Source organism: Pantoea sp. 1B4 (genome assembly GCF_016925765.1).
Lineage (GTDB): Bacteria > Pseudomonadota > Gammaproteobacteria > Enterobacterales > Enterobacteriaceae > Pantoea > Pantoea agglomerans.
Genome location: NZ_JAEUWZ010000005.1, coordinates 162,536 through 187,600, shown reverse-complemented (window position 1 = coordinate 187,600; position 25,065 = coordinate 162,536). Strand labels below are relative to the sequence as shown.

The window sequence follows — 25,065 nt, the reverse complement described above, 5'->3', positions numbered from 1 at the left end:
ATTTATTATTAAGAGAGTAAATCAATTGCAAGGCGGGTCAGCGCCTGCGTCCCGGCGGTAATGCTGCGTTCGTCCGGCTGATAGTCGGAGTTATGCAGGTGATCGTCACGGCCCGGCGTGGCCGATCCAATATGAATCTGGCAGCCCGGTACCCGTTCCGTGAACAGTGAAAAATCTTCGGCTCCAAAGCTGGCGCTGGGCTGCGCGATGATGGGCTTATCAAACTGATGCGACAGAATCTGTTCCAGTGAATCGATCAGACGATCGTCATTCATCAGAGGCGGCACGCCACGCTGGAAGTTAACCTCCACCCGCACGTTTTGCGCCAGCGCCACCCCTTCGCACATCCGTTTAAACGAGGTTTCCATAGCAGCGCGTACTTCCGGCGACTTAGTACGGATGGTGCCCTGAAACAGGCAGCTATCGGGAATGATATTGTGGGTGGTACCACCCTGAATGTGCCCGATGGTTAATACGGCGGAGTGAGCGGGATCGCGTTCACGCGAGATGAGGGTCTGTAGCTGGCTGATGAGATGCACGGTCGCGATGATCGGATCGGTGCCCATGTGCGGACGTGCCGCGTGGGTCGAAACACCATGCACTGTAACGTCGAATTCATCGCTGGAGGCAGTGCTGGCCCCGCGCGTCAGGGCGACTTCCCCCCGCAGCCAGTTCAGGCTTGTTATGCAGGGTCACGGCCCAGTCGATGCCATCTGCCGCGCCGTCCGCGATCATCGCCTCAGCGCCACTTTCTGGCGTCTCCTCCGCGGGCTGGAATATCAGCCGGACCCGACCTTTGAGCTGCTGACGATAGTGCGGCAGGATCGTTGCGACACCCAGCATCGTTGCGGTGTGAATATCATGCCCACAGGCGTGCATTTTTCCGGGATAGCGGCTGGCAAACGGTAAACCGGTCTGCTCATGTATCGGCAACGCGTCCATGTCGGCGCGCAACAGCAGCGTCTTACCCGGCTCTGCGCCGTCGATATCCACCACAACACCGCTGCGGCCAACGCCGGTGCGGGGATTAAGTCCCAGCGCCTGCAGATACTCTGTGACCAGACTGGCGGTGCGCAGCGTATCAAAGCCTAATTCCGGATGCGCATGGATATCACGTCGAATCGCCACTAACTGCGATTCAAGTTCATTAACTCTGGCTTTTATTTCCCCGGCCAGTCGTGCTTTTTCCTGATTCATAGCAGCCCCGGCAATATGCGATCGGCACTCTGCTGCCGACCGCTATTTTAATCTCATCCTGATGGCGGACGTTGATGACCGTTTATTTATTCACAGCACGCGACAGAAAGCAACGCGCAACAGCCTGCTCTACATACTTAAAAATCAATAAGATAGTGTTATTTATTGGAAACCTGTATGAGATAACAGCGGATCAGCAATAATATTAATAATCCGCCACACGACATTACTTTCCCTACTGTCACTGAGGTGATATTTCGCTTTTATCCGGAGAGGTAATAAAGAAGTCTGCCAGTATTTCCGCTAATTTCTCGGGTTGTTCGTCGGGAATAAAATGACCGCAGTTGAGAACAGTTTCAATGCTTACCTGATGCGCTACGGTGCGCAGCGGGGTGGCCATATCGGGTATCGATCCCTGGTCGGCACTGACAGCCAGCAGCGGTAAAGCCAGTTTGCCTTTTAACGCGCGCTGTCGATTCTGCTCTGCCGACTGTGCAAAAGCGCGGTAAAAAGCCAGTCCGGCCCGCAGGGCCCCGGGCTGCTGAAAAACGCGCAGATATTCATGACGGGCCGCCGCATCTATGCGATGTGGATTGGCTGACTTACGGTTAAAAAACCAGTCCAGGTAGATCGCCTCTCTGCCAGTGATCAGCGCTTCCGGTAAATCATCCACACAGTGAAATCCAAAATGCCAGGTTTTCCAGGCGCTATCACCCACCATTGGCAGTAAGTCAGGCAGCGTGATACCGGGAATGCCGCCATCCAGCAGCGCGAGACGGTTGACCTTTTCGGGATGGCCTGCCGCCAGTGACCAGGCGACCCACGCCCCGATATCATGCCCGGCCAGATGAAAGCGTTCGATACCCAGCTGGTTCAGCAGCGCCAGTATGCGCTCTGCCACGCTGTCAGTGTCGTAACCACTGGCTGGAAAGTCAGAATCACCCTGCCCTGGCAGGTCGGGTGCGATCACATGAAAGCGGCTGGCAAGCAAGGGAATAACCTCCCGCCAGGCATAACTGCTTTGCGGGAAACCCGCGAGCAGAACCACAGTCTCAGCGTGTTCACTGCCTGCGCTGAGGTAGTGCAGCCGCTGCGAGTCAATGTTAATAAAGTGGTGCTGGTAGAGTGGATATACGCGCATATAACCTCCGGATAATAAGGAAACGATCGATTCCTTAATGTGTAAAAAATTTAGTCGAGTATCTTTAGCGCCAGGGGGATGATGCTGGCATCGGGCCGGGTAGCAGCAACTTTACCGGCTACCCGCATCCCCAGAACAATGCATAGCATCAGCGAAGCGGTGGCCTCTCTGTCCAGTGCAGGATTGACCGAACCATCCTGCTGACCCAGGCTGATTATCTGCTGCAGATTCTGCTGGTTGCGTATCAGCGCCGCGCTGACGGCTCCGGCAAGTTCCTCATCCAGAGTTTGCAGCTCTAAGGCGCTGACAGCCACCAGACAGCCGCGCTCACCTTCGACATCGCGCACTGAATCCACATAAAAATTGAGTAGCGCCGCCAGTTGCTCACGGCCATTTTCACATTGCGCCAGCCGCGCAGCTAAACTGCTGTTACGCATTGAGAGATAGCGAGCGAAGACATTTGCAAACAGCGTGCGCTTGTCGGTAAAAGCTTTATAGATGCTGCCGGTAGTGAGCTGCATAGCCTGGCCCAAATCGCCGATCGAGGTGGCGTGATAGCCCTTTTTGCCGGAATACCAGCATTGCGCTGTCCAGTGCCGCATCGGTATCAAACGCCCGCGGTCGTCCCCGCTCTTTATAACGGTTATCGTTCATCGCAAACACCATTAGAGAATGATCATTTCCTTAAAGATAGACTGATTTGTCCGCCAGATAAAGGCTTTCTTATGCCTGGGGCTCGCCTTAAAATGGAACCCGCCCCTCACCATGACCTTTTCAGATAAAACACCGTTTCGACGGCGCGTGAAAGGCATAGGCCCAGACATGTTCGGCACGTCAGGTACGCCGTTTTAATCTCGCGTTATGTAATCAGGCCTATCTGAGCCACGTATTGCCGATCTTGAGCAGGAGCATGAATTTCAGGTTCAACTTAATGGAACGCTCTCTGGCAATATCCGCTTATCCGCAGGGGAGCATGCAGCTCAAACTCTCGTATGGCCGAAATTAAAACTTTTATCATTGGAAGGTTGAGAAGGAAGGAAAATCGTTACGTGTCAGAGTTGAAGGACAGGTCACGTTTAATTTTCTGTCAGAAAGAATCGATGCCGTATTATCGGGTTTTGGTATTGCCTGTGTTCCTGAAGATACGATCAGGGAGCATGTAAAATCCGGAAAGCTAATTCAGATTCTGCAGGATAGGTGCCCTGCATTTCCCGGTTATTATCTCTGTTACCCGAGCCGTAAACAGCATCCGCCCGCTTTTGTGCTGATGATAGATGCGCTTCGGCACCTGGAATAGCGGGTCTGCAATTCGATGCAGACCCGCCTGAATCTTAACGGCCCACACGAGCCTGATGCTCAGGGGAGTAACGCTCGCCGACGATTTCTATCGTTTCAAGCGCCTCTTCTATCTGCCGCACGTCGTCCTGTGAAAGAGTGATGTCGGCAGCACCCAGGTTTTCATCCAGCCGGTGCAGTTTAGTAGTCCCGGGGATGGGAACAATCCACGGTTTTTGTGCCAGCAACCATGCCAGTGCTATTTGTGCAGACGTAACCCCTTTTCCGGCAGCCAGTTCACCCAGTAATGTGACCAGCTTTTCGTTAGCTTCAATTGCTTCAGCGGCAAAACGCGGCACCTTACTACGGAAATCGTCACTGCCAAACGTCGTTCCTGACTTAATCGCGCCCGTCAGAAATCCTTTGCCTAATGGACTGAATGGCACAAAACCAATCCCCAACTCCTCCAGCAATGGCAGGATCTCCTGCTCGGGCTCGCGCCACCACATTGAGTATTCGCTTTGCAGTGCAGTAACAGGTTGTACGGCATGTGCACGACGAATGGTTTGTGCACCCGCTTCAGAAAGGCCGAAATGTTTGACCTTACCTTCTGAAATCAGGTCTTTCACGGTTCCCGCAACATCTTCGATAGGGACTTCCGGATCGACGCGGTGCTGATACAGCAAATCAATCACATCGGTTTTCAGACGACGCAACGAGCCTTCAACCGCTTTGCGAATATGTTCCGGGCGGCTGTTTAAAATCTGCTGTTTATTGTCCTCACCAAAGGTAAAACCAAATTTGGTAGCGATAACCACCCGGTCGCGTAAGGGTTGTAACGCTTCACCCACCACGTCTTCATTAAGATATGGGCCATAAACTTCGGCTGTGTCGAAAAATGTCACCCCACGTTCAACCGCGGCGCGAATCAGCTCAACAGCCTGACGGGTGTCGGTCGCCGGACCATAGCCATGACTCAGGCCCATACAGCCCAAACCGAGTGCTGACACTTCAAGCCCTGATTTTCCGAGATAGCGTTTTTGCATTATTGAAAGCCTCTTCTGTTGCGTTTTAAACGTCAGGTTTGCGGCCAGTCAGCCACTCCATCATCGCCGGATAGGAATGAGAGAAGAATGTGCTGGTTGCGGAATCAAGCGCCGCAATTTGCAACATATCCTCAGAACTGCGTTCAAAAACGAGGATATTGATGTTCTCTACCATTGTTGAGTTTTACAGTTGGCATGGCGTTATCCTTCAGCCGTTGTGTGTGAAAATCATAACGTAAAATAATTTATTGGATTAAGTAGGGTAATTAGCTAGGGCTTATTACTTTTATTCATCAATGATGATTAATCCTGATCTTTGCCTGCCCGCTATTGCAGATTTCGCTCTTTAAGAAACTGGCTGATGAGATCGACAATCTGCACATTATTCAGATCAATAACGCGATATGAATGAAACTCATGAATATGTGTGAGTCGCGACTTGCTCTGACACATGACTCTGAATGGTTCAGAGTGACCGGTTTTCCTGATTTATCAGAGCCTGAAATTTGCGCCACCACCCACCAAATGGTTATAGTTAAATGACCAATTGGAGGTGACAGATGAAGACATTCAGTTTTTCTGCGAATAAAACCAGGCCGCCACGCTTATGGCAGGTCGCAGGCCTGAACAACGCTGATGGTGTCGCCCTGCTTGCCCAGATTAATGAAGGCCTTGATGGCAACGTAGCTCACCTGATCGTCAACTGGGCGAAGATTACGCAAAACGATCTGCGCAAAATGTCCGGTATTCCCTCCACGACGTTCAGCCGAAGCGTCAAAGCGAAATTCAGCGCTGAACAAAGTGAACGACTGGTACGTATTATCCGTGTCATTGATCGCGCAGTTGAACTGTTCGAAGGTGATAAGGATGAAGCGCTAAAATGGTTGAATGAGCCTAACAGGGCGCTGAGCTGGAAAATGCCCGCAGAACTGATGGCGTCTGAAACCGGGGCTTACGAGGTCATGAAATTAATCACGCGCCTGGAGCACGGAGTTTACTCTTGATTCTCTACAGGCTGACCAAGACAAAGTATCTTTCGACAGCCTGGACGGGATTTGGCGCAAAAAGAGGCGGGCGGCCGCTGGAACAGCATCGGCATATCCATGGTTTATGTTTCTGAAACAGCATCGCTGACTTTGCTGGAAACACTGGTCCATCTGCACTCAGCACACATCCTGGATGCTTTCACACTTCTGCGCATCGATGTTCCCGATGTGCTGATTCAGACCGCTGATATCACTGAGTTGCCTGCAAACTGGGCCGATGAAGACGCACCGGCAGAACTGGCTGACTATGGAGACGCCTGGTGCTCTGCCTGCGATGCGGTTGCGTTGCGTGTTCCCAGTGCCCTCTCCCCTGTAGAATATAACTATCTGTTAAATCCTGAACATCCCGAGTTCTTCCGGATAGTTCAACAGGCTGAGGCCATTCCGTTCCGGTTTGATCGTCGGCTGAAACCGGATCGTACATAAACTATCCGGATAGCTTTTGGTCGCGCATTCGTGCGTTGAACAAGGGCCGGAAGCCACCGATGATCGTCTCTTAAGCCCTGCGAGAAGCCTTTCCCCATCTGACCTGACGCAAGGCACTGAAGCTTAAGCCTCATCTATACTGCAGCTTATCTTTGCTGAAGGAGCCCAATCATGGGACTGAGCTGGTTCACCCTCTGGCTGCCACTGGCACGCGTGCTGTTTATCCTCGCCTGTCTGACCATTATTCTGACCGGCCTTTATCTGGCAGCACCGCTGATCAATCAGGTTCTGCTGGCGATGTTACTGGCCATCATGCTTGATCCCCTGATTACCCGGCTGGAAAACAAACGCATACCGCGCATCGTCTCGTCACTGCTGGTGATTATGCTGATGCTGTTGATCATGGTGGTCACTATCCTCAAGTTAACCGTGCTGACGCCCGATTTGATGCAACTCAGCCGCCAGGCGCCCGTGCTGCTGGCGGCACGGCTTGAACAGCTGACGCTGGCCTTTGCCCGGCTTGATATCGGTATGACGCCCGACCAGTTGCTGACCTTTGTGGATGCGGGTGCGATAGTGCGCATTGTCACTGCATTTCTGACGCAAATCCCTGGCGTCATCTCATGGTGGATCATGGTGTTCCTGATGCTGCTGTTTATGCTCTATGAGATGCCGCTGCTGAAAGCTGCACTGCAACAGCGGGTAAAGGGAAAACATCAGGCCTTTTATCTGGCGCTGCAGGAGGGAATTCAAAGCGTGATTGTGTATGCCAGAGTGAAAACGCTGACCAGTATTCTGGGCGGGTTAATCGTGGGCGTCGGCGCGCATCTGATCGGGCTGAAGTTTGCCTTTTTCTGGGGCGTACTGATGTTCATCTTTAATTACGTGCCGGTGCTTGGCTCCTTTCTGGCCGCGATTCCGCCGGTGATCCAGAGTTACATCATGTTTGATTTACAGATCGCGCTGGCGGTAGCAGGTTTCTTTGTGGTGCTGAACCTCTGCCTGAGTTCGGTGATCGAACCATTGCTGATTGGGAAGCGACTCAATCTGGCGCTGACCACGCAGTTGCTGGCGTTTCTGTTCTGGCAGGCGTTACTGGGGATTACGGGCGGGATACTGGCTATTCCACTGACCTATCTGATTAAAAAAGGTCCTACTGGCGAGCTATCCGCAGCAGGACCCGGAGACAGAATTAACTCAGTGATGGCGTCTTCACCCGCCATGCGCGGGTGAGGCGTTTTTCAATCTCAACTATGATGAAGATCGCGATACTGACAATCAGCGAAATCAGCCAGTAGTTGATCGGCAGTGGACGGGTACCAAACAGCGTGTTCATTAATGGCACATAAATAATGATCGCCTGAAGGACAATCAGTACCAGCGTCACCAGCCAGATACCGCGATTTTTCAGCAGACCGCGATCCAGTGAGAAGCCATCAGAGTTACGGCAGTTAAGCATGTAGGCCCACTGCGCAGTCACCAGCATCTGCAGCAGCACGGTACGGATAAACTCGGCAGTGTAGCCACGCGGTTGCAGCCAGGCTTCCAGCACAAAGGCACTGATTGAAATCAGCAGACCGACAAACACCACGCGCCAGATAGCGTAAGCGTCCATCACGTGCGCTTTAACATTGCGCGGTGGCCGGCGCATCGCATTGGCTTCAGCAGGCTCGAACGCCAGACCAAACGACAGCGTGGCGGATGTTGCCATGTTCATCCACAGAATCTGTACCGGGGTTAACGGCAGCAGATTGCCCATCAGAATCGCGATAATAATCAGCAGACCCTGTGCCAGGTTGGTGGGCATAATAAACAGGATGGTTTTCTTGAGGTTGTCGTAAACCCGACGTCCCTCTTTGACTGCCGCAGCGATGGTGGCAAAGTTATCGTCGGCCAGAATCATATCGGCCGCCTCTTTTGTCACCTCGGTGCCTTTGATACCCATCGCAATACCGACGTTGGCCTGTTTCAGCGCCGGAGCATCATTGACGCCGTCGCCGGTCATGCCGACGATCTCGCCGCTCGCTTCCAGCGCTTTCACCAGACGCAGTTTGTGTTCCGGGCTGGTGCGGGCAAAAATGTCATAGGTTTTTGCCGCGTCCGCCAGTTCGGCGTCACTCATGTGTTCAAGCTGGTAGCCAGTGATAGCAGCCTGGCTGTTGCCGATTCCCAGCATCTGACCAATCGCCATAGCGGTTTCCTGATGGTCGCCGGTGATCATTTTGACGCGAATGCCCGCTTTCTGGCACTCGTCAATGGCGGCAATGGCCTCGGGACGTGGGGGATCCATCATACAGGCCAGACCCAGCAGCACCATGTCACTTCTCAGATCGGCATGATCCAGCGCGGTAACGGGTGCAGAGGTTCTCTTCCAGGCGGCGGCAACGGTGCGCAGCCCTTCGCTGGCGTAGGTGGTGATGGCGGCATCCCAGTACGTACGGTCTATCGGCTCTGCACCCTCCGGTGTTTGCTGCTGCTGACATAGCGTCAGCAGCACGTCTGGCGCACCGGTCAGCAGCACATAAGATTCGCCGTTTGCAACACAGCTGACCGACATATATTTATAGAGGGAATCGAACGGCAGCTTGCTCACCACCTCAACCGGCTGAGGTGTCGTCTGACCCTTCGCCGCCAGCACCTTCAGCGCGCCTTCAGTCGGGCCGCCAACAATCGTCCAGTGTCCCTGACTTTCCTGACGCAGTGGCTTTCATTACAGGTGTCTACCGCATGCAGGAACTGCTGAAACAGCGGATCCTGTGCCGCAGAGAGTCCACTTGCGTCGCCCTTCTCAGCAACAATCTCCCCTTTGGGTTCATAGCTGTTTCCGCTGACGCGCCAGCGGCTCTTCGCCAGCACCACCGCTTTCACCGTCATCTCATTCATGGTGAGCGTGCCGGTTTTATCGGAGCAGATCACCGACATCGCGCCCAGGGTTTCAACAGTCGGCAGCTTACGGATAATCGCCTGGGTCCGCGCCATCGACTGCACGCCCAGCGACAGGATGATAGAGATAATGGCAGGCAGACCTTCCGGAACCGCAGCAACCGCCAGGCTGATGACGGACAGCGAGAGCTCGCCCAGTGGAATGTCACGCAGCAGATAGCCGAAGATAAACAGGGCGACCATCATCAGCAGGATGATGAAAAAGATCGCTTTACCGAGTTTGTCGATCTGCACCAGCAGCGGGGTTTTAACCTCTTTTATGCCGCTGATCATTTCGTTGATATGGCCCAGCTCAGTATCACCGCCGCTGGCGATCACCACGCCTGCGGCGGTGCCGGAGCTGACGGTAGTGCCTGAAAAAGCCAGGTTCAGACGATCGCCCAGCGATTTTTCACCGCTCAGCGTATCGGTGTTCTTCGACACCACCGTCGACTCCCCGGTGAGAATCGCCTCTTCAACCCGAAGATTATTGACCTCAAACAGTCGCAAATCAGCCGGGATTTTGTCGCCGGGGCGTAACATCACCACGTCACCAACCACAATATCGCGCGTCGCGACCGTGACCTGTTTGCCATCCCGCACCAGCATCGCTTCACTGGCGAGCATGTTCTGAATACTTTTCAGTGACTTCTCGGCATTATTCTCCTGAATAAAGCCGATCAGGGCGTTAATGACGGCCACGCCGATAATGACAAAGGTATCGACCCAGTGACCCATGATCGCGGTGATCACCGCCGCGGCCAGCAGAATATAGATCAGCACATCTTTAAAATGCGCGATGAATTTGAGCAGAGCCGATTTCTCAGCTTTTTGCGGAAGGGCATTGGGACCGTGTTTCTGCAGGCGTTCCTGCGCAGTGGCGGTGGATAATCCTGCTGATGAGCTCTGCAGTTCGGAGAATATCTCTGCCACACTACGCTGATACCAGGGGCGCTCAGATAAAGCTAACGCTTTATCCTGCTTATCATTATTTAGCATATATAAACCTCGTGCCATTTAGCGATGAAATAAAGGCGCAATTAAAAGACATGCATTTTGCAGGCAGCCCCTCCTGCAGGTAATGACCGATATCATATTTACGTAAGAAACGTCTGACGAATAACATAAAATGGCTAAATTAAATCTAACCTATATTATGAGAATGACAACGTTGTTTTTGTTTAGCTAAGGTTTAAGTATGCTGATGCAGTGTGCATCGGTTTATACTCTGGCTCGCAAAAGGAAACTCTGATGAAAAAACAGAGCATTATCATGCTTTGCGGTTTCGTTATTCTCGCGGTCGCCGCAACGACTCTGGTGGGCTTACTGACCTGGCTGGTGGTCTCTCAGATGGCGGCGTAAGCCGATTCAGGCGAAGCGGCCCTGCCGCTTCGTTAAACTTATATGACGAAGATTAAAAATAAGTTTATCCCGGTCGCGATAAGCATCAGGGTTTATTACGCCTTAATGCTTATCAAACCGCAGTTTAAAAGCTGATGTTAAGGCGAAGAAAATGATTAAACGCAAGGTTATCCTCATTTTGCTCTGTTGTTTTTTTATGACAGCGTGCGATGAAAAAAAAGAACCGGATGCTCCCCCCGCCCCGCGTAATTAAAGTTTTCACCCTTGAGTCGGACATCGCTCAAAATATCCGGATATTTCCTGCGCGTATTCAGGCGGGTGATAATACCGATCTTGCGTTTAAACGGGCAGGCCAGCTGGTACAGCTTGATATTCGTGACGGAACGCCCGTGAAAGCGGGACAGCTTCTCGCTACCCTGAATGATGCAGATGCGAAACTACGGGTACGCGACCGCCAGACTGCACTGCAACTGGCGGAGCGACAATTTCAGCGCTTCAATACGCTGGCCCAGCGCAGCGCCGTTTCAAAGTCTGAAATGGATGTGCAGCGTGCTAATCGCGATGCCGCCGCGACTGCGCTGAAAATCGCACAGGAGGAGTTACAGTTTCTTAGCCTTCGCGCGCCGTTTGATGGCGTGATTGCAAGGGTACAGGCGCGTAATCATCAGGTCGTGGCCGCCGGACAGCCCATTGCGCTGCTGACCCGTGCCGATCTGCTCGACGTCATCTTTACGCTGCCCGAAACCCTCTTCACCAGCCTCGATATCCAGAATATTGACTATCAGCCTGAGGTGCAGTTTAACGCCCTGCCAGGCCGCTTTTTCACCGCACAATATAAAGAGCATACCAGCCAGACGGATGCCGCCACGCTGACCTATCAGGTGGTGCTGACCATGCCGCGTCCGGCTGATCTCCCTGGCGTTGCCGGCCTCAGCGGATCGGTGCGCGTCAGGCTGCATAACCTGCCGAATGCCCCTGCCCAGCCGCGTCTGGTCGTGCCTGCGGCGGCAGTGTTCAATCCCGATCGCAGCCCCACCAATCAACCGCACGTCTGGCTGGTTGAGCAGGATGGTGAGGCGCTGCGCATCAAAGATCGACCTGTCGAAGTGGGCCGTCTCACCGCCCAGGGCATAGAAATCATCAGCGGGCTGAAGCCGGGCGACCGTATCGTTGCCGCCGGTGTGGGTGAGTTGCGCGACGGTGAAGCGGTGCGCATCTGGCAGCGCGAGCGGGGTTTATAATGCGTATTCAGGAGCATTTTCTTGATAAACCCATTCGCATCTGGATGGTCATTCTGCTGCTGGGCGTGGGCGGCATCTATGCGCTGCTCAACATTGGCCGCCTCGAAGATCCGCTGTTTACCATTAAGTCGGCGGTTATTGTCACCCACTATCCCGGCGCGTCCGCACAGCAGGTTGAAGAGGAGGTAACGCTGCCGCTGGAGAATGCGCTGCAGCGCCTGCCGTCGCTGGACAATGTCACCTCCATTTCTGGCAATGGCCTGTCGCAGATTACCGTTAATATTCATACCCGCTATCTGGCCGATCAGCTGCCGCAAATCTGGGATGAGTTACGTCGTCGGGTCGGCGATGCGGCCCGGCAGTTCCCGCCTGGCGTTCAGGCCCCGCTGGTTAACGATGATTTCGGCGATGTTTACGGCTACTTCTTCGTCATTCACGGTAAAGACTTTACCAACAGCGAACTGCGCAACTATGCCGATCAGCTGCGGCGCGATCTGGTGCTGGTGCCGGGTGTGGCTAAAGTTGCAGTAGCGGGCGTCGAGCAGGAGGAGATCCGCATCGCTCTCTCCGCCAGCAAAATGACCGCCTATGGTATGACGCCGCAGCGCGTCGCCGATCTGCTGAGCCGGAATAACAGCGTTGCCAGTGCCGGAACGCTGAGGGTCGACAGCGAATCGATCCGTTTTCATCCCACCGGCGAACTGCAGACGCTGGACGATCTGGCTAATCTGCCGATTCTGCCCGCTGGCAACCCACAGAACGTGCATCTGCGCGATATCGCCACCCTGACGCGTGGCGTTACCGACAATCCCGCCAATATCTACTTTGCAGACGGTGAAGCGGCTCTGGCTATCGGCATTTCGTTCGCGCCCGGCGTCAATGTGATTGATGTTGGCGACGCGCTTTCCGCCCGAATGGCGCACTACCAGCAGGATACGCCCGCCGGTATCAGCCTGAAGGTGTTCTATAACCAGGCCCATGAGGTGAAACAGTCGGTTGATGGCTTTATCCTCAATTTCCTGATGGCGCTGGCGATTGTGGTGGGAACGCTGCTGCTGTTTATGGGCCTGCGCAGCGGCATGGTGATTGCCGCCTCGCTGGCGCTTAACGTGCTTGGCACACTCCTGATCATGTACCTGTTTAAACTTGAGCTGCAGCGGGTGTCGCTGGGCGCGCTGATTATTTCGCTCAGTATGCTGGTGGATAATGCCATTGTGGTGGTCGAAGGGGTCAAAATCGATCATCAGCGCGGGCACCCTTTACAGCAGGCCATTACCCGCATGGTGCGGCGCACTGCCCTGCCGCTGCTGGGTGCCACGGTGATTGCGATTCTCGCCTTTGCACCGATTGGCCTGTCGCAGGATTCGACCGGCGAATACTGTAAATCGCTGTTCCAGGTGCTGCTGATTTCACTGATGCTGAGCTGGGTCACGGCGCTGACCTTAACGCCGGTGTTTATCAACTGGAGTGAGAAGCGCCGCAGCACGGCTCAGCCTGAGCAAACCGAACCCTCCACGCCTTATCAGGGCATCGTATTCCGGCTCTATCGTCAGGCGCTGGGCGGCCTGCTGCGTTTCCGCCTGACCACGCTGACGGTAATGGTGGCACTGCTGGCTCTGTCGCTATATGGCTTTACACTCGTGAAGCAGAACTTTTTCCCCTCCTCCAGCACGCCGGTCTTTTTCACCGATCTCTGGCTGCCCTATGGCACCGATATTCATTACACCGCGAATACGGCGGCGGACATTGCCCGGTTTATTAATCAGGATCCTGAGGTCGCAGCCACGGTCACGACGGTGGGCCAGGGCGCTCTGCGCTTTACCCTGACCTACGACGCGGCACGGCAGTACAGCAACTTCGCCCAGATTATGGTGCGGGTTAAGGATGGCCGACAGCTTGATGCGCTGGCGCTGAAAACCGAGGCCTATATTGAGCAGAACTTCCCACAGGTGAATCAGCGCATCAAACGTATCCAGTTTGGCAGCGCCAGTGACAGCGCCATTGCCCTGCGGGTGATCGGCCCCGATCCCGAAGTGCTGCGCCACATCGGCAGCCAGCTGGATGCCATTTTCCTGGCGGATGGCTCAACGTTTCCGGTTCGCAATGACTGGCAGGAGCGCAGCAAAGTGATCCGCCCGGCCTATTCGGCGCTGCGTGGTCAGGAACTGGGTATCGATAAACGTGACATCGATCAGGCGCTGAGAATGAATTTCAGCGGTGACGCGGTGGGCATTTTCCGTGACGGTTCGCGGCTGATGCCGGTGATGCTCTATCCGGCTGATGAAGAGCGGCAGAGTGTCGATCACATCGAGAATATTCAGCTGTGGAGCGCCGCCCTGCAGCACTTTGTGCCACTGAGCAATGTGATTTCTGACTTCCGGCTGGAGTGGGAGAATCCGCTGATTATGCGCCGCGATCGTACGCGCGTGCTGACAGTGCAGACCGATCCCGATCCCGCTTCAGGGTTAACCTCCGCACAGGTGGTGGCACGGGTTCAGCCACAGATCGACCAGCTTAAACTCCCGGCGGGCTACCGGCTTGAATGGGGAGGTGAGCTGGAGAGTTCACGTGAAGCGCAGAGCGGGCTGCTGAGTTCGCTGCCGGTGGGATTCCTGGCGATGTTCATCATTACCGTGCTGATGTTTAACTCGCTGCGCGACGCCGTCGCTATCTGGATCACCGTGCCGCTGGCGCTGATTGGCGTCACCTGTGGCTTTTTGTTCACCGGTATTCCGTTTGGCTTTATGGCGCTGATTGGGCTGCTGAGCCTGTCGGGCATGCTGATCCGTAACGGGATCGTGCTGATTGAGGAGATCAGGCTGTTCCGGCAGGAGAAATCGCTGCAGCTGGCGATTATTGATGCGGCGACCTCACGTCTGCGTCCTATTCTGCTGACCGCCTTCACCACGGTGCTGGGCCTGCTGCCGCTGCTGCGCGACGTCTTTTTCCAGAGCATGGCGGTGGTCATTATTTTTGGCCTCGGGTTCGCGACAGTATTGACCCTGCTGGTGCTGCCGGTCATCTATCGTTGCTTCCATGGTCGGGAGGCGCACGGTGAATAAGAGCGGACTGGCAATGCTGAAGACGCTGGCCTGTATCACCGCCGTCTCGTTTTTCACGCTTTACCAGAGCTACGACAGCTACCATTACGACATTAATCTGACGCTGAACGTGCTGAGTTTTGTTTCGACGATCGCCACGCCGCTCTATTTTCTGCTCAGCGGTTATATCGACGCCGGTGAGCTGCATACGCCCGCGTGGCAGCTCGGCAAAATTCGCCGCATTCTGCTGATTTTTATCTTCTGGTTCAGCTTTTTCTGGTTTGCCGGGATGCATCATAAGGGCTATCTGATTCAGCCGTGGTTTGTAATTGCGTTGATTGTGATTTATGTGTCGCATCCGCTGATTGACCGACTCATTCAGCGGCCTGGGCTGATGGCATCGGGGATTTTACTGCTGCTGGTGTTAGCTTTTGCCTATGACCTGCTCGCCAGCCTCTACCCGGGCCAGCGGGCCTTTTCGCTGCTGCCGCAATACCGAATCTGGACCTGGGTGCTCTACTACCTCACGGGTCGGCTGATGGCCGCGCCGCGCGTGATGCAGTTGCTGACATCACCCAGAGTGATAAAGATCAGCCTGCTGCTGCTGCCCGCGGTTTATCTCTTTACGTGGCTGTATGAGCGTCATTACTTTCTTGCGCGCTTTCTGGCGACCCATAACGATGTGGTGCTGACGGGCTCGCAGGTTTATCTGCTGGTGGTGCTGATTGTGATCAGCATTAACGCCATTCGCCTGCCGGAAAAAGTCCAGTGGCTGACGCCGTTTCTGACGACCCTGGGGAAGACCATGACCGGCGTCTATATCCTGCACTATCTGATTTTTGGCCTGCTGGCGGCGGCAATCCGCATCCAGACGCTGGGCGATAAACTGCTGGTCATCGCCCTGACGTTAATCTTCTCAATGGCGCTGTCACTGCTGCTGTTGCGCATCCCCGGCGTCAGTAAGCTAATCAGCCTGTAGTCGCAGGGCGGCTCGTTCGGTTGCCGCACGACGAGTGGCAAGAAACTCAGCCATTTTCGCCCGCGCCTGCTCCACTTCCTGTGGCGATGCGGTATGCGGCGAACCGCTGGTAAACGGCGGTTCAGGATCATATTCCATCTGCAGCTGAACCGATTTCGCCACCGCGTCACCCGCAATTTCTGCCACCAGCGTCAGGGCAAAATCGATACCAGAGGTCACGCCTGCGCCGCTGATACGATTGCGGTCGCGCACCACCCGCTGACTGACCGGCTCCGCGCCCAGCAGTGCCAGCTGATCGATGGAACTCCAGTGCGAGGTCGCACGATATCCCTTTAGCAGTCCGGCGGCCCCCCAGCACCAGCGAACCGGTACAGACCGACGTAACCCACTTCGCCTGTTCGGCCTGCTGACGAAGGAAATTCAGCGTGACGTCATCCGACATCAGGGCGATCTGTCCCGGCCCGCCAGGCACACAGATCACATCCAGTGGCGGACAACCTGCAAACGTAGTGGTCGGCAATATCGACAGGCCGCGATCGGAACGCACCGGCTGAAGATCTTTCCAGATGAGATGGCATTCGACACCAGGCGTGCGCGCAAATACCTCCCACGGGCCGGTTAAGTCGAGCTGAGTGACATCAGGGAACAGCAAAAGACCAATCTGTAGCGGACGATTCATGCGTGAACTCCGGGCAGGTGATGAAACGCCATCATGCCGCGATGCCCGGTCAGATATCAATCCCGGCTACCGGAAACTATTTCCAGCGTATCCACCAGCGATGAGGGTAATATCTGGCCGTGACTCTGACCGGGATAACGCGTCAGAATCAGTCTGGCACCGCTCGGGCGCAGGATGTCGGTAAGCGCACGCTCTTCCTGCTGAAGATCGTCAGAGTGGCCGGTTCGGCGTTCGGTGATGCCATCGCCCTCCATCAGATAGAGCGACAAATGTTTTAGCGGTCCGGCGTCGGCGCGTCGGGCCAGGGTAAGAATGCGCTGATGATTCCAGCTCAGCGAGGGAGCGGCCGCAAAATAATGGCTGAACCAGGCGGCATGAAAGAAGGTATCCAGCACGAACAGTCCGCCGTAGGAGTGACCCCAGAGCGCACGCCGCTGCGGATTACTGGGCGCAAGGCGTTCTGCCCACGGGACAATTGTGTTCAGCAGCAGCTGACGAAACTGATGGCTGCCTCCGCCTTTGCGGCCATGAGGCTGAGTAACCAGAGTATCAGGCGCATCATTGGGTGGGGTGTAGTCGTAATTACGCGCCCCCCACATCAAAGGGCAAATGGGTGTCGTAACCCACCGCGACCAGCACTGGCGGCGTGCCGCTGCTCAGCTTTTTAAGCAGAGGTTCTGTCAAATGTGACATCGCCGCATTGCCATCCAGTAGCCAGAGCACCGGATAGCCGCCTGGCGGCGCATCGCTTTTGGGGATAGCAAGCCACACCCGATAGTGCCGTTCCCCATCCTGTGAGACAAACTTTTTACTCTGGAAGCGATACCAGGCGGAACCTGTGTCGGCGATGTTCTTGCCCAGCGGACGCATATCGGGTCGGGCAATGGCCGGAACGGCGGTTAAACCGGCTGTCATCACGGTCAGCAGCATCAGGAGGAAACAGATACGGATAGTGTTCATTCAGCAATCCCTGCAAGGTTATCGGGCTAATCACGCCTGAGAGAGTGCCATCCTGACAAATTTTCACTGCGATATCATCCCCGCTTTTGCCGGGGTTAATGACATCCTCAGGGCACGCCGAGAAAACGCAACAGCGCCGTCATCGCCGCCGCCCCCCAGAATAATCATAATCAGCGGCGCACGACGCCACGCCAGCAACAGGGCAAAGCCCACGCCCGCCACCCGTGCCACACCGGCAAAATGCTGGCCTTCAAACAGCGTGGTGGTGGCCGCTACCGCCAGCAGCAATATCGTGGCGGCGTCGGAGAGCATCTGCTGGGTGCGCTCGCTGATCGGCAGACGGTTTCCCAGCCTGACGCCTGCAAACCGCATAAGATAGGTTCCGGCAGCCAGCAGGGCAATCCCGGCGATAATCATTCCCTGATGTGTCATTTGCGCGATCTCCATGTCAGCAGGCCCAGCAGTGAAAACAGCACCGGCATGCCCGCCGGAACCAGTGGCGTCGCCAGCAAGGAGAGCAGCGCGCCGACGGTCGCGGGGATCCGGGTGCGTCGCTGGCGCAGCGCCGGGAAGATCAGGGCAATCAGGATCGCCGGAAACACCGCATCCAGTCCGATCACCGAGACATCAGGAATAAACTGCCCGATTGCTGCCCCGATCATGACGCTGACCGGCCATATCAAGCCGATACCGATACCGCACAGCCAGTAAGCACTGCGGCGCTGCGCCAGTTGCGGCTGAGAGATCCCAAACACCACACTTTCATCGTTCATGATGTGACAGCCCAGCCAGCCTGACGGACCCTGCCCCACCAGATCCTTGACCGCGATGCCAAACGGCAAATGACGTGCGTTTACCAGCAGGCCCGCTGCGGCGGCGGTAAATGGACTGCCGCCACCGGCCACAATGCCGATAAACAGGAACTCCGACGCCCCCCGCCAGCACCAGCGTTGAGAGCGCCAGCGGCACCCAGAGCGGAAACCCGTCGGCCGACGCCAGCGAGCCATAGGATAAACCAACAATTCCATCAGCCAGGCAGACCAGAAAAATCGCTTTGATCACCCCTTTGTCCAGCAACTGCATTTGCGGAAAAAGCATCACTCTGTCTCATAATGAACATATAATCCGATATAATGAACACTGCGAAAACGTTTTACAAGATGAACGTTATGTTCGATATAAAAAACATTCAGGTTATCAGGAGTGCGTTTGAATACCCCTATCAGCATTATTGCCAATGCCTTAGTACGTGAACGCCAGCGAGCCGGTCTTTCACTGGCTGAAGTGGCGCGCCGCGCAGGGATCGCTAAATCTACGCTGTCACAGCTGGAAGCGGGTAATGGCAATCCGGGCATTGAAACCCTGTGGTCGCTTTGCGTAACACTGAACATTCCATTTTCACGTCTGCTGGAGCCGGATGCGCGTCGTCTGCAGGTGATTCGGCGTGGAGAGGGCCTGACGGTTACCGCCGATCTTGCCGATTATCAGGCCGTTTTGCTGGCCTCCTGCCCGCCCGGCGTTCGGCGTGATATCTATCTGCTGGAAGTTCAGCCCGGCAGCGAACGCATTTCCCAGCCCCATATCCCCAATACCATTGAGCATATTATTATCGCTAAAGGGCGTGCGCTGGTGGGCCCGGTCGACAGTGCGGTGGAGCTGGATGTGGGGGGATTACATTACCTATCCGGGCGATGAGCTGCATATCTTTCGGGCGCTGGAAGCCGATACGATGGCGCTGCTGGTGATTGAGCACAGCTGATCACTGTTTAGTGAGCTTCTGCAGGGTTTCTGCGGGCGTGAGGTGAGTGATTAGCTGCACCTCACTGCTCAGCCTGATCTCCGGATAGTGCTCGCGCATCCCTTCCAGCAGCACCTCATCTGGCCATTCCTCCTGTTTCCCCTGTGTCGCGGCGACTTCGCTTAAGCGCAGCGTGTCGACCTGCTTCACCCACACGATTACCGCGTCCGTTTCATCGTGCTGATTCACCAGTCTCAGCGGACCCATAGTGATATCGCCCTCCTGCCAGCGAATCGTCGAGGTTTTCTCTCCGGACCTGACGGCTGGCATCAGACGCGGGACAAGCGTGAGTTGTTGCATTTCCACTCCCTTTTAAACGCTCATTGATACCCGAAACAAAAACACAAATCCGGGTTGAAAACAAACTCACCAATGTTATGTTATAACGTATCTATAATCCCGTTCTTACAGGTAACATCATGACACTCTCTGCTCTGACATCCGACGATCCCCGTCTGCCGGTTGCCGTTCTCTCCGGCTTTCTCGGTGCCGGTAAAACTACCCTGCTTAATCATATTCTGAACAACCGCGAAGGACGGCGGATCGCGGTGATCGTCAATGATATGTCTGAAATTAATATTGACGCTGCACTGGTGCGCGATGGCGGTGCGCAGCTCTCCCGCACCGATGAAAAGCTGGTCGAAATGAGTAACGGCTGCATCTGCTGCACTTTGCGTGAAGATCTGCTGCTGGAGGTAAAACGTCTGGCTCAGGCCGGGCGTTTTGATCACCTGGTGATTGAGTCTACCGGCATTTCTGAACCGCTGCCGGTTGCCGAAACCTTTACGTTTGAAGATGAAGCGGGTGAAAGTCTGTCAGCCTATGCCCGGCTGGACAGTATGATCACCGTGGTCGATGGCTTTAACTTCCTGCGCGATTATCGTTCAGCCGATGATCTGCAATCACGTGGCGAATCGCTGGGCGCGCAGGATGAGCGCTCAGTGGTTGATCTGCTGGTGGATCAGATTGAGTTTTGTGATTTGCTGGTGCTGAACAAAACGGACCTGCTCAGCCCGGCGCAGCTGCACCAGTTGAAGGGCATGCTGCAGGCGCTTAATCCGCACGCGCTTATTGTGAACAGTGAGTTTGGGCAGGTTCCGCTAGACTGCCTGCTGAATACCGGCCGGTTTGATTTTGACCGGGCAGCGCAGGCACCCGGCTGGCTGCAGACCCTGCGCGGTGAGCATCAGCCGGAATCGGAGGAGTATGGCATTCGTAACTTTGTCTATCGCGCCCGTCGTCCGTTCCATCCGCAGCGTTTCTGGCATGCAGTAAACCACCAGCTTGACGGCGTTATCCGCTCTAAAGGCTACTTCTGGCTGGCCAGTCGGCCGGAATATGCCGCGATGTGGTCGCAGGCGGGCGCGGTGGCACGTCAGGGTTATGCCGGGCGCTGGTGGGTCAGCGTGCCGCGAACTGAATGGCCACAGGATGCAGATTCGCTCAACTTTATCGCTGAACAGTGGCAGGAAGGTACCGGCGATGCGCGCCAGGAACTGGTCTTTATCGGCATTGAGATGGACGAGAAGAGCGTCCGTGCCGCGCTGGATCATGCGCTGCTGACACCACAGGAGATGGCTGCGGGGCCTGAACAGTGGATCACCCTGGCCGATCCGGTGCCCGCATGGTTCGATGAAACCACCGCCTGACGCTGCGGTTGACGTACTTCTTTGACTTCGCAATAGTAAACGAACCGGCGGGTAGCAGTTTTCCACTAATCCCTGTTCAGGAGAGACCAGATATGCCACAACGTATTGCCGTAATCGGTGCAGGCGTGCTGGGTTTAGCCGTCGCGCAGTCATTGTCGCGACGGGGCGCACAGGTCACCGTCTTCGATAAAAACTATCCTGGCAGCGGAACCAGTCAGATCAGCTATGCCTGGGTCAATGCCAACGGCAAAGAACCCACCAGCTACCATGATCTTAATGCCCATGCGATAGACGAGCACAAGCGCTGGCAGGCAAGCCATCCTGCATCACCCCGATGGCTGCTGGAAACCGGCACGCTTGAGTGGGCGGCCGATGAATCATCCCTGCGCCAGCTGGCGCAGCGCGCAGCAAAGCTTACGACGCTCGATTACCCCGTAGAGAAACGTAGCCGCGCCGCACTTCTGGGTGCAATGCCCGAGTTGCGGCTTGATCCCCGCGTTCAGCACGCCTGGTCTTTCCCGTCGGAGTGTCTGCTTTATCCGAGCCTGTTTATCGCCTCTCTGCTGGCAGACCTGCGTACCAGTGGCGGGCAGCTGGTCTGCAACAATGAAGTGACGACGCTCACTGAATCGGCGCAGGATGTCCATCTTACGCTGGCCAGTGGTGATGAATGGCGCGGCGATCAGCTGGTACTGGCGACCGGCCGCTGGGCACCGGAACTGATAAGTCAGTGCGGGCTTGAACTGGCGATGACCGATGCGAATCGAGCCGATCCTGTTGCCTGCAGTTTTCTGGCGCAGACCCAGCCTCTGCCGATCCCACTTAAATGCAATCTGATCACCCCGGAACTGAATGTGCGGCCGGATGGCGGTGGCCGTCTGATGCTGCAGGCGCTGGATCTGGATCAGCATGCCGATCCGGCGCGGCCGGTCTCGCCAGATGGACTGATTGGCAAAGAGATGCTGCGTCGATTGCGGCGGCTGTTTAGAAACACGGAAGGCGCGAGAATTGAGCGGATTGAAACAGGACAGCGGTCGCGTCCGGCAGATGGCTTGCCGGCATTAGGCTACATCAGCGAGTCAGCACGCGTTTATCTGATGGTAAGCCATAGCGGCATGACACTTGCCCCATTGCTGGGCAGGCTGGTGGCTGAGGAGATGCTGAGCGGCACAGGCTCACCAATGCTGAGTGCGTTTGCACCGCATCGGTTGCTGCGTCCGCTCAGTGCGGTCGCTAAAACAGCGCCCGCTTATCTTCCGTCGGCACAGTAAACACTAGCGACGATTCTTCCACACGGTCTGCACGTTACAGAATTCGTGCACACCAAAGTGCGACAGCTCACGGCCGTAGCCGCTTTTCTTCACACCACCGATGGTAACGCGCGGATCGGACGCGCCGTTGCCATTAATAAACACAGCACCGACTTCCAGCTGGAGCGCCAGACGATCGGCTATCTCTTCATTACCGCTCCAGACGGTGGCGCTGAGGCCAAATTCGCTGTCGTTGGCGATCTCCAGCGCATGTTGTGGATCCCTGGCGACCGCAATAGCGGCTACCGGGCCAAATAGCTCCTGCCTGAACGCGGTCATGTCGCTGGTGACATCAGCGAGAATGGTCGGCGCGTAGTAGTTACCCTGCCCTGCCACTTTCTCGCCGCCCAGTACCAGACGTGCACCTTCACGCAGCGTGGCCTTTACCTGTCCATCCAGTTCGTCACGCAGATCGGCGCGTGCCATCGGGCCCAGGAAGGTATTTTCATCCAGCGGATCGCCCATGGTGAGTGCCTGGACCGCGGCAGTGAAGCGTTTTTCAAATTCTTCAGCGATCGGAGCTTCCACAATAAAGCGTTTGGCAGCCATACACACCTGCCCGGTATTCTGGAAACGTCCAATAACGGCTGATTTAACCGCTTCATCAAGATCGGCATCCGCCAGCACGATAAAGGGATCGGATCCACCCAGCTCCAGCACGGTTTTCTTAAGTGCTGCGCCCGCCTGTGCAGCGATCGCGGCGCCAGCCCGGACACTTCCGGTAACGGCAACGGCGGCAATGCGGTCATCTTTGATGGCTACGGAGACACCATCGTTGTCAACGTTGATCAGGTTAAAGCCGCCAGCAGGCAGATCAGTTGCCCTGAACAGCTCAGCCATCAGTGTGGCGCTTCCCATGACGTTAGGCGCGTGTTTGAGCAGATAGGTGTTGCCTGCCAGCAACATACTCACTGCGCCCCGCAGAACCTGCCACAAGGGGAAATTCCATGGCATTACAGCCAGGATCACCCCGATGGGACGGAATCGCTGCCACGCATCGGCAATCTGCGTAGGCTGATCGGCCAGCATTGCAGGGCCATGTTCCGCATACCAGTCGCATAAGTTAGCGCATTTCAGAACTTCAGCGCGTGCCTGTGCAATGGGTTTACCCATCTCCAGGGTGATCATGCGGGAAAGATCCTGCTCACGCAGACGGATCTGTTCGCCAAGCTGACGCAATACGCGAATGCGGTCCGTCATGGTGCTCTGTTTCCATGCTGCAAAAGCAGATGCGCTTTCAGTCAGTGTCTGTTCCAGCTCTGCACTGTTCTGCAAAGGATAGCGTGCCAGAATTTCACCAGTTGTAGGGTTACGTGATAAGGCATGTTCAGTCATGGTGCCGTTTTCCTCATTCTGTCAGTGATGGAGAGACGATACGCGCTGTAGTTGATGATGAAAAATGAATAATAGTGAGGAAGTTGTTTATTGATTGAGAATGAATGCAGCTATGACCTATTAGTCGGTCAGGCAGTGGGCAGATTGCGGGCCAGTTTTTGCTGGTGGTCAACACGTCTGAAAATGATGTTACGCCTTAAGTTTTCCACTTATACAGTGACCAGATCCTAATAAACGATCCTTAATAGATCATATAGAGATCCTAAGAGATCCCCGATCGTCGCAGGCCGCACCCCACAAGGGCTGAAAGGGTGATCGCGTTCACTATAATCAGTAAAGTGTTCACTGTAATCAGTACTTTATTCACTGTACCAGGTAGAATGTTCACTGTAAACAGTGCTAATGTTCACTGTAGTCAGAAAACGATCCCTTTCATCCACAGAATGAAGATCTTACGCCATGGCAGATAAAGACAACGAAAACAAAGCGTTACTTGAACCTTTTCTGTCAGTGACAAAAAACAGCGGTGAAGTTATTCAGCTTCATCCCAACAAGAATAATACCGTTCAGCCTGTCGCTTTAATGCGTCTTGGGCTGTTCGTGCCGACGCTGAAATCTACTGCACGCGGTAAATCCGGTGCTATGGCATCAACGGATGCGACGAAAGAGCTGAAGAATCTGACGCTGGTGAAAGCGGAAGGCTACGAAAAAGATTACCATTACCGGCGCGCGGCTGGATATGGATAACGATTTCAAAACCTGGGCGGGTATTATTCAATCGTTTTCCCGCTATCCGACCAAAGGCGATACCGTCACGCTGCCGTTTATCGATTTTGTGAAGATGTGTGGCATTCCCTCTGCCAACTCTTCAGCTGCCCTGCGCAAGCGTCTTGATGCCTCTCTGCGCCGTATCGCGACTAATACGCTCTCTTTTGAAGGCAACGGCAAGGCCTATCACACCCACCTTGTTCAGTCTGCTTATTACGATCGCGAAAAAGATATTGTGCGCATCCAGGCCGACCCCAAGCTGTTCGAACTCTATAACTTCGACCACAAGGTCCTGCTTCAGCTCCGTGCAATATCCCGTCTGAAGCGTAAAGAGTCTGCGCAGGCGCTTTACACTTTCCTGGAAAGCCTGCCAACCAATCCGGCGCCTATCTCGCTTGCACGCCTGCGTATGCGCCTGAACCTCGGCTCTAAGACCACCACGCAGAACCATGTCGTGCGGCGCGCGATGGAGCAGCTGAAAGAGATCGGTTATCTGGAATACTCAGAAGTGAAGCGTGGCCGCTCAGTCTTTTTTTATTATCCACAGCCGTACGCCTAAGCTTGATGGCATCAGTAATCTGGAGAGCATCGATTCGCTGGATGAGATCGAGTTTGATGATTAACCCCTCACGTTCACTGTAATCAGTATTCCTGCGTGGCAGTGTCACTTTCTGCGTCACCGGTGACATTGCGCCATCCACTCTTCATTCACTGTAATCAGTACTCCCCAGGGATTCACTGTGATCAGTAACGTTCACTGTAATCAGTAACCGGGCCGCCGTGCAAAAGTGTGTTCAGACCCTACCCCCCCTTCAATGCGCCTGATAACAAGGGCTTATAAGTAAGTTAGTGCTTACTCTCATATTGGTTAGCACTCAATTATACTGTGT

General features: G+C 55.0%; 12 protein-coding genes and 12 pseudogenes. 11 read left to right on the top strand and 13 right to left on the bottom strand.

Going from position 1 to position 25,065, the window contains the following annotated elements; all coding sequences use genetic code 11:
• Positions 1 to 8: 8 nt before the first annotated feature.
• From JNO11_RS24895 to JNO11_RS22355, 3 genes and pseudogenes are all read right to left on the bottom strand, one after another.
• Positions 9 to 1,197, bottom strand: a pseudogene (locus tag JNO11_RS24895) (M20 family metallopeptidase).
• Between the two features lie 241 nt (positions 1,198 to 1,438).
• Positions 1,439 to 2,338 (bottom strand): alpha/beta hydrolase, encoded by a 900-nt coding sequence (locus JNO11_RS22360; RefSeq protein WP_287061020.1) that lies wholly within the window; start codon positions 2,336 to 2,338, stop codon positions 1,439 to 1,441.
• A 50-nt stretch (positions 2,339 to 2,388) separates the two neighbouring features.
• Positions 2,389 to 3,004 (bottom strand): annotated as a pseudogene (locus JNO11_RS22355) (TetR/AcrR family transcriptional regulator).
• Between the two features lie 213 nt (positions 3,005 to 3,217).
• On the opposite strand from JNO11_RS22355, the pseudogene JNO11_RS22350 reads away from it, so the two are divergent.
• A pseudogene (locus JNO11_RS22350) lies at positions 3,218 to 3,635 on the top strand (LysR substrate-binding domain-containing protein); the annotation flags it as partial.
• Between the two features lie 34 nt (positions 3,636 to 3,669).
• Here the strand turns inward: JNO11_RS22350 and JNO11_RS22345 are convergent.
• Together JNO11_RS22345 and JNO11_RS22340 are read right to left on the bottom strand one after the other, a co-directional pair.
• The gene (locus JNO11_RS22345) at positions 3,670 to 4,659 is read right to left on the bottom strand and encodes an aldo/keto reductase (RefSeq protein ID WP_325177941.1); all 990 of its coding nucleotides are present in this window, start codon (positions 4,657 to 4,659) and stop codon (positions 3,670 to 3,672) included.
• Between the two features lie 25 nt (positions 4,660 to 4,684).
• A pseudogene (locus tag JNO11_RS22340) lies at positions 4,685 to 4,834 on the bottom strand (aldo/keto reductase); the annotation flags it as partial.
• A 385-nt stretch (positions 4,835 to 5,219) separates the two neighbouring features.
• Between JNO11_RS22340 and JNO11_RS22335 the strand changes: the two are divergent.
• The 3 genes and pseudogenes from JNO11_RS22335 (at position 5,220) to JNO11_RS22325 (ending at position 7,364) form a co-directional block, all read left to right on the top strand.
• Positions 5,220 to 5,663, top strand: a complete 444-nt coding sequence (locus tag JNO11_RS22335) for an antitoxin Xre/MbcA/ParS toxin-binding domain-containing protein (protein WP_061703327.1) — start codon at positions 5,220 to 5,222, stop codon at positions 5,661 to 5,663.
• A pseudogene (locus JNO11_RS22330) lies at positions 5,660 to 6,131 on the top strand (RES family NAD+ phosphorylase). The gene JNO11_RS22335 and the pseudogene JNO11_RS22330 overlap by 4 nt, the downstream one beginning before the upstream one ends.
• Before the next feature lie 171 nt (positions 6,132 to 6,302).
• Positions 6,303 to 7,364: an AI-2E family transporter gene (locus tag JNO11_RS22325; RefSeq protein ID WP_325177940.1), complete on the top strand. Its 1,062-nt coding sequence runs from the start codon at positions 6,303 to 6,305 to the stop codon at positions 7,362 to 7,364.
• On the opposite strand, the pseudogene JNO11_RS22320 reads toward JNO11_RS22325, so the two are convergent.
• A pseudogene (locus JNO11_RS22320) lies at positions 7,324 to 10,052 on the bottom strand (cation-transporting P-type ATPase). The gene JNO11_RS22325 and the pseudogene JNO11_RS22320 overlap by 41 nt on opposite strands.
• Before the next feature lie 514 nt (positions 10,053 to 10,566).
• On the opposite strand from JNO11_RS22320, the pseudogene JNO11_RS22315 reads away from it, so the two are divergent.
• The 3 genes and pseudogenes from JNO11_RS22315 (at position 10,567) to JNO11_RS22305 (ending at position 15,676) form a co-directional block, all read left to right on the top strand.
• Positions 10,567 to 11,656: pseudogene (locus JNO11_RS22315) on the top strand (efflux RND transporter periplasmic adaptor subunit).
• Complete coding sequence (locus JNO11_RS22310) at positions 11,656 to 14,718, top strand: efflux RND transporter permease subunit (RefSeq protein ID WP_325177939.1); 3,063 nt, start codon at positions 11,656 to 11,658, stop codon at positions 14,716 to 14,718. Before JNO11_RS22315 ends, JNO11_RS22310 begins: the two are co-directional and overlap by 1 nt.
• Positions 14,711 to 15,676: an acyltransferase family protein gene (locus tag JNO11_RS22305; RefSeq protein WP_010670598.1), complete on the top strand. Its 966-nt coding sequence runs from the start codon at positions 14,711 to 14,713 to the stop codon at positions 15,674 to 15,676. The genes JNO11_RS22310 and JNO11_RS22305 overlap by 8 nt, the downstream gene beginning before the upstream one ends.
• Here JNO11_RS22305 and JNO11_RS22300 read toward each other — a convergent pair.
• The 5 genes and pseudogenes from JNO11_RS22300 to JNO11_RS22280 form a co-directional block, all read right to left on the bottom strand.
• Positions 15,662 to 16,355: pseudogene (locus JNO11_RS22300) on the bottom strand (DJ-1/PfpI family protein). The gene JNO11_RS22305 and the pseudogene JNO11_RS22300 sit on opposite strands and share 15 nt — an antisense overlap.
• Before the next feature lie 56 nt (positions 16,356 to 16,411).
• Positions 16,412 to 16,954, bottom strand: coding sequence for an alpha/beta hydrolase-fold protein (locus JNO11_RS22295; RefSeq protein WP_325178060.1), 543 nt, complete (start codon positions 16,952 to 16,954; stop codon positions 16,412 to 16,414).
• Entirely contained in the window at positions 16,938 to 17,315 is a 378-nt protein-coding gene (locus JNO11_RS22290; RefSeq protein ID WP_325177938.1) for a hypothetical protein, read from the bottom strand. The genes JNO11_RS22295 and JNO11_RS22290 overlap by 17 nt, the downstream gene beginning before the upstream one ends.
• 107 nt (positions 17,316 to 17,422) lie before the next feature.
• Positions 17,423 to 17,747: pseudogene (locus tag JNO11_RS22285) on the bottom strand (AzlD domain-containing protein).
• Positions 17,744 to 18,413 (bottom strand): annotated as a pseudogene (locus JNO11_RS22280) (AzlC family ABC transporter permease). Before JNO11_RS22280 ends, JNO11_RS22285 begins: the two co-directional pseudogenes overlap by 4 nt.
• Before the next feature lie 111 nt (positions 18,414 to 18,524).
• On the opposite strand from JNO11_RS22280, the pseudogene JNO11_RS22275 reads away from it, so the two are divergent.
• Positions 18,525 to 19,074 (top strand): annotated as a pseudogene (locus JNO11_RS22275) (XRE family transcriptional regulator).
• Here the strand turns inward: JNO11_RS22275 and JNO11_RS22270 are convergent.
• Positions 19,075 to 19,413: an ASCH domain-containing protein gene (locus tag JNO11_RS22270; protein ID WP_033773632.1), complete on the bottom strand. Its 339-nt coding sequence runs from the start codon at positions 19,411 to 19,413 to the stop codon at positions 19,075 to 19,077.
• 119 nt (positions 19,414 to 19,532) lie between these two features.
• On the opposite strand from JNO11_RS22270, the gene zigA reads away from it, so the two are divergent.
• Complete coding sequence (gene zigA / locus JNO11_RS22265; protein ID WP_010246814.1) at positions 19,533 to 20,762, top strand: zinc metallochaperone GTPase ZigA; 1,230 nt, start codon at positions 19,533 to 19,535, stop codon at positions 20,760 to 20,762.
• 92 nt (positions 20,763 to 20,854) lie between these two features.
• Positions 20,855 to 22,033, top strand: a complete 1,179-nt coding sequence (locus JNO11_RS22260) for an FAD-binding oxidoreductase (protein ID WP_033779975.1) — start codon at positions 20,855 to 20,857, stop codon at positions 22,031 to 22,033.
• 3 nt (positions 22,034 to 22,036) lie between these two features.
• Here the strand turns inward: JNO11_RS22260 and JNO11_RS22255 are convergent, their stop codons facing one another.
• Positions 22,037 to 23,407: an aldehyde dehydrogenase family protein gene (locus JNO11_RS22255; RefSeq protein ID WP_033768736.1), complete on the bottom strand. Its 1,371-nt coding sequence runs from the start codon at positions 23,405 to 23,407 to the stop codon at positions 22,037 to 22,039.
• A 459-nt stretch (positions 23,408 to 23,866) separates the two neighbouring features.
• On the opposite strand from JNO11_RS22255, the pseudogene JNO11_RS22250 reads away from it, so the two are divergent.
• Positions 23,867 to 24,798: pseudogene (locus JNO11_RS22250) on the top strand (RepB family plasmid replication initiator protein).
• Positions 24,799 to 25,065: the final 267 nt, after the last annotated feature.

What these genes read in the sequence shown, in the direction of transcription:
- JNO11_RS22290 (WP_325177938.1), bottom strand. Translation starts at nt 17,315, where the DNA reads ATGAACACTATCCGTATCTGTTTCCTCCTGATGCTGCTGACCGTGATG.
- JNO11_RS22260 (WP_033779975.1), top strand. Translation starts at nt 20,855, where the DNA reads ATGCCACAACGTATTGCCGTAATCGGTGCAGGCGTGCTGGGTTTAGCC.
- JNO11_RS22360 (WP_287061020.1), bottom strand. Translation starts at nt 2,338, where the DNA reads ATGCGCGTATATCCACTCTACCAGCACCACTTTATTAACATTGACTCG.
- zigA (WP_010246814.1), top strand. Translation starts at nt 19,533, where the DNA reads ATGACACTCTCTGCTCTGACATCCGACGATCCCCGTCTGCCGGTTGCC.
- JNO11_RS22295 (WP_325178060.1), bottom strand. Translation starts at nt 16,954, where the DNA reads ATGTGGGGGGCGCGTAATTACGACTACACCCCACCCAATGATGCGCCT.
- JNO11_RS22270 (WP_033773632.1), bottom strand. Translation starts at nt 19,413, where the DNA reads ATGCAACAACTCACGCTTGTCCCGCGTCTGATGCCAGCCGTCAGGTCC.
- JNO11_RS22325 (WP_325177940.1), top strand. Translation starts at nt 6,303, where the DNA reads ATGGGACTGAGCTGGTTCACCCTCTGGCTGCCACTGGCACGCGTGCTG.
- JNO11_RS22345 (WP_325177941.1), bottom strand. Translation starts at nt 4,659, where the DNA reads ATGCAAAAACGCTATCTCGGAAAATCAGGGCTTGAAGTGTCAGCACTC.
- JNO11_RS22335 (WP_061703327.1), top strand. Translation starts at nt 5,220, where the DNA reads ATGAAGACATTCAGTTTTTCTGCGAATAAAACCAGGCCGCCACGCTTA.
- JNO11_RS22310 (WP_325177939.1), top strand. Translation starts at nt 11,656, where the DNA reads ATGCGTATTCAGGAGCATTTTCTTGATAAACCCATTCGCATCTGGATG.
- JNO11_RS22255 (WP_033768736.1), bottom strand. Translation starts at nt 23,407, where the DNA reads ATGACTGAACATGCCTTATCACGTAACCCTACAACTGGTGAAATTCTG.